The organism is Rhodoblastus sp., assembly GCF_052145335.1.
Lineage (GTDB): Bacteria > Pseudomonadota > Alphaproteobacteria > Rhizobiales > Beijerinckiaceae > Rhodoblastus.
The window spans coordinates 1-3573 of record NZ_JBKQOU010000009.1; the positions used below are offsets into that span (position 1 = coordinate 1).

At 62.8% G+C, this 3573-nt stretch carries 4 protein-coding genes; 3 read left to right on the plus strand and 1 reads right to left on the minus strand.

The features are described from left to right. Window positions 1-585 (plus strand): DUF1624 domain-containing protein (locus tag ACLP2E_RS00570; protein ID WP_442464842.1); only part of this gene is annotated, 585 nt, incomplete at its 5' end. Between the two features lie 177 nt (window positions 586-762). Here ACLP2E_RS00570 and ACLP2E_RS00575 read toward each other — a convergent pair. Next, on the minus strand, window positions 763-909 hold the full coding sequence (locus ACLP2E_RS00575) for a hypothetical protein (RefSeq protein WP_442464843.1): 147 nt from the start codon (window positions 907-909) through the stop codon (window positions 763-765). A 262-nt stretch (window positions 910-1171) separates the two neighbouring features. Between ACLP2E_RS00575 and ACLP2E_RS00580 the strand changes: the two genes are divergently transcribed. Then, on the plus strand, window positions 1172-2338 hold the full coding sequence (locus tag ACLP2E_RS00580) for an IS4 family transposase (protein WP_442464844.1): 1167 nt from the start codon (window positions 1172-1174) through the stop codon (window positions 2336-2338). Between the two features lie 568 nt (window positions 2339-2906). Then, on the plus strand, window positions 2907-3299 hold the full coding sequence (locus ACLP2E_RS00585; RefSeq protein WP_442464845.1) for a helix-turn-helix domain-containing protein: 393 nt from the start codon (window positions 2907-2909) through the stop codon (window positions 3297-3299). Window positions 3300-3573: the final 274 nt, after the last annotated feature.

The window sequence follows — 3573 nt, forward strand, 5'->3', positions numbered from 1 at the left end:
ATCGAGGCGCCGGCTTGGCCAAGCCTCGCCGCCGGCGCGCTCACGATCGCCGTCCCCTTTTTCGTCCACTCGAACCTGTTCGATTCGCCGGCGCTACTTTGGCTCGGGCTCGGCGTGGCCCTGCCGAACACCCTCGACTGGCGCCCGCTGCTGCCCTGGTCGGGCGTCGTCTTCCTCGGCCTCGGCGTCGCGCGCCTGCCAGGGGTCATCGGCCGATTGACCGCCCCCGGGCGCTGGGGGGCGAAATCCGGACCGGCCCGAGCCCTGTGCTTCGCCGGACGGCACAGCCTGCCGATCTATCTCATTCACCAGCCGATCCTGATCGGACTGGTCGCCGCCGTGGCCTGGCTCGGCGTCGCGCCCTCCGTCCCGCCGCCGAAACCGGACGCCGGCGCCTTCGTCGCAGCTTGCGAGCGCGCCTGCGTCGCGGGCGGCCGGGCGGCGGACGACTGCGGCGGCTCCTGCCAATGCGTGGCCGACGCGATCGAGCATTCGGGCGAGGCTGAGCGGCTCGGCGCGGGCGCGCTCGACGCGCCGCACATGGACGAGCTCAAACGCATGGCCGACGCCTGCATGGGCCGATAGGTTCGAGGGCGTTTCGGCGGGCATGCGGCTTGCTCGAACGCGCCACTACGGCCATGCGCTAGCGGGGGAGGAGGCCCCGGATTTCCGGGCGCTGATCTCGACGTTTCAAAGGGTTGCGGCGCCATTTCCGGGCGAACTCCAAAGCTGGCGCACTCGAGGCGCGACGTCGCAGGGTTTTCAGAAGTCTTCCGAACGTTTCAAATCACTTCGATTTCCTTCACAAACCCCTTCAATTCGCTTCCAAACCTTTCCAAAAATTTCTATTCCTTTCGCGGAATCCGGACTTATCAAGCGCTTACGGGCGATGGAGGCAAAAAAATTCATGAAGCCGCTCCTCTTGCCCTCGTCCTGACCCCGGGCTTGGACCCGCGGTTGTCGAAGGACGTCCTGACCCCCGAGCTTGGACCCTACCGCATTCACACATCTCAAGTCGCAGGCCTTCCCTTCCCCAGCTTGCTGCACGGCTGTCCGGGGAAAGTTTCAGGCCTGATTCAAAATGTCGCGGCGCATGCCCCGCAAAACCGAGGAAATCAATGAGATTCCTTGGTATTTTCTGGTTGTTGAGACTCAGAAAAGGCAGCGGGGCATGCGCTTTACTCCTACCATTTTCAACCAGCTCGTCGAGCCCCTCGATCGGCGGCGGTTCGAGGCGATCGTGGCGCGTTGGGGCGCCGACGCCTACGACAAATCGTTCCGCAGTTGGGACCATCTGATGGTGTTGATCCATGCCCAGATGACCGGCGCGTCGTCGCTGCGCGCGCTCGCGGCCAATTGGAACGCCCACGCCAACGCCCATTATCACCTCGGTTGCGCCGAGATCGCCCGCTCGACGCTCGCCGACGCCAACGCGCGCCGGCCTGTCGAAGCCTTCGCCGACGTCCTGGCGATGGTCGCCGCCTTGACCGACCGCTCGACCCGAGCCGGTGCCAAAATGCTGCTGCGCCTGATCGACTCGACACCCATCCCGCTGGGAAAACAGTACGACTGGGCCAAATCCAATGGCCGCATTCGCGGCATGAAGGCCCATGTCGTCTACGATCCGGGCCGCGATCTGCCGCGCATCCTCGACATCACCGACGCCAACGTCAACGACGCCCAGATCGGCCGACAGATCGAGATCGAGCCCGGCCTCACCTATGTCTTCGACAAAGGCTACTGCCATTACGGCTGGTGGAGAGCCATTCATGCGGCCGAGGCCTTCTTCGTCACAAGGCCCAAGACCAACATGGGCCTGACCGTCAAGACCGAGCGCCAATACGGGCCCTCGCGCGGAGACGGCTTCACCGTGATCGCCGATCAGGAGGTCGAGTTCTCGAGCAAAGGCGATTCCAAACTCCCGATCCGGCTGCGCCGGATCGAAATCCTGCGCGACGAGGACGCAAAGACGATCATCGTGATCACCAACGACCTGAAGCGCTCCGCCGTCGAAATCGCTCAGGCCTACAAGTTCCGCTGGCAAATCGAGTTGCTGTTCCGCTGGCTCAAGCAACACCTGAAGCTGCGCACCTTTCTCGGAACCAGTCCAAACGCCGTCAAACTGCAGATCTACGCGGCGATGATCGCCTACATCCTGCTGCGGCTGGCGGCCAAGGCCGCCAAAACCCATTTCGACATCCTGCGCTTCGCCGAACTCGTCGGCCGCTTCCTCTTCGATCGCCGCCGCCTGGCCGCCATCGACATCCCGCCCCCGCCCAATCCCAGTAAGAAACGCGACAAGTCCAATCCCAATCAGCTGGCCTTCCGCTATGCGTAAAATTTCCCCGGACAGCCGTGCGGAATCCGGGGGTCAGGCACAACCCGCATATGATCCAGAAACCCAAGCGACATCGCGTGATCCTCTCACGCCTCTTCGAATCCAACTTGGTTAACCAGACCTTAACGATTTAGGACTCTGCCCTGGCCGACAGGGCTGCCGGAGGAGTGGGCTTCGGCCGAACACTCTCGACGAATCAACCAAATCAGGTCAGGATCCGCGTTTACGCGGCGCGATGCGCCGCGTTGATTCGATCAACAATGCGGAGAAACCAAGCCCCAGAAACACCAAACCCGCCTTGAAGGCGGGGCCGGTCCCCGGCAAGCGGGGGAATAACAGAGTTCTCGCAGTCCTGATACTCCCCGAAAATCTGAATCGTTGCAAGCCCGATTGTGGGCAAAGTAAGAGTTTTGCCCACAATCGACTCGCCTTCGGCGGGCTGACCTTCAGCCCAGGGAGAACCCATGTCTTTTGCTGCTACCCTCCCCGCCACCTACGACCCCGCCGCGAGAAGGTTTTCGGCGACGGGCGCCCGCGCCCGCTCGACCGCAACGCCAAGGCGCGGATCATGGCCTTTGCCCGCGGCCGCATGCGCCGGACGGAGAAGGGCAAGGCTTACGGCGCAATCACCGCCAAGGCCCTCGCCGTCCTCGAGGCGCTGTTGTGGGGCTTCCACAACGCCCGCAGCGGCCTTTGCTTCCCGTCCTATGCGACGATCGCCGAGCGCGCCGGCTGCGCCCGCTCGACCGTCGCCGAGGCAATCAAGGCGCTTGAGGATGCCGGCCTCTTGACCTGGGTGAACCGCATTGTCCGCATCCGCAAGCGCTGCGCAGACCTTTTCGGGCGCTTCGGCAGCCGCGTCCGCGTCATCCGCACCAGCAACGGCTACCGGTTTAACGACCCTAAGGGGGCGGCTTCAAAGGGCTTTCCTTACAATGCCGATCGGCGTCCGGACCCCTAGCCGATTTACACTCGGGGTCCAAAAAAGTACCTCGGGGTGGACCATTTGAAGGGGGAAGGATCAAAGCGAACTGGAGTTGTCAAGCGTTTAGTAAATTCGGACACGCTCATCCGTGGCCGTTATGGTCGCCGAGCTTCTCCGCGATATTCGATGCAGAGCCTCCGACGGCGTACTGGTCGAAGCAATTCGGTGCCTGCGGGACAGAAAGTCTTAGGGACGGCTGACCAAGCTAAGGTAATTCGAGAATCTGATCTAAAATCACCCGGAAGTATCA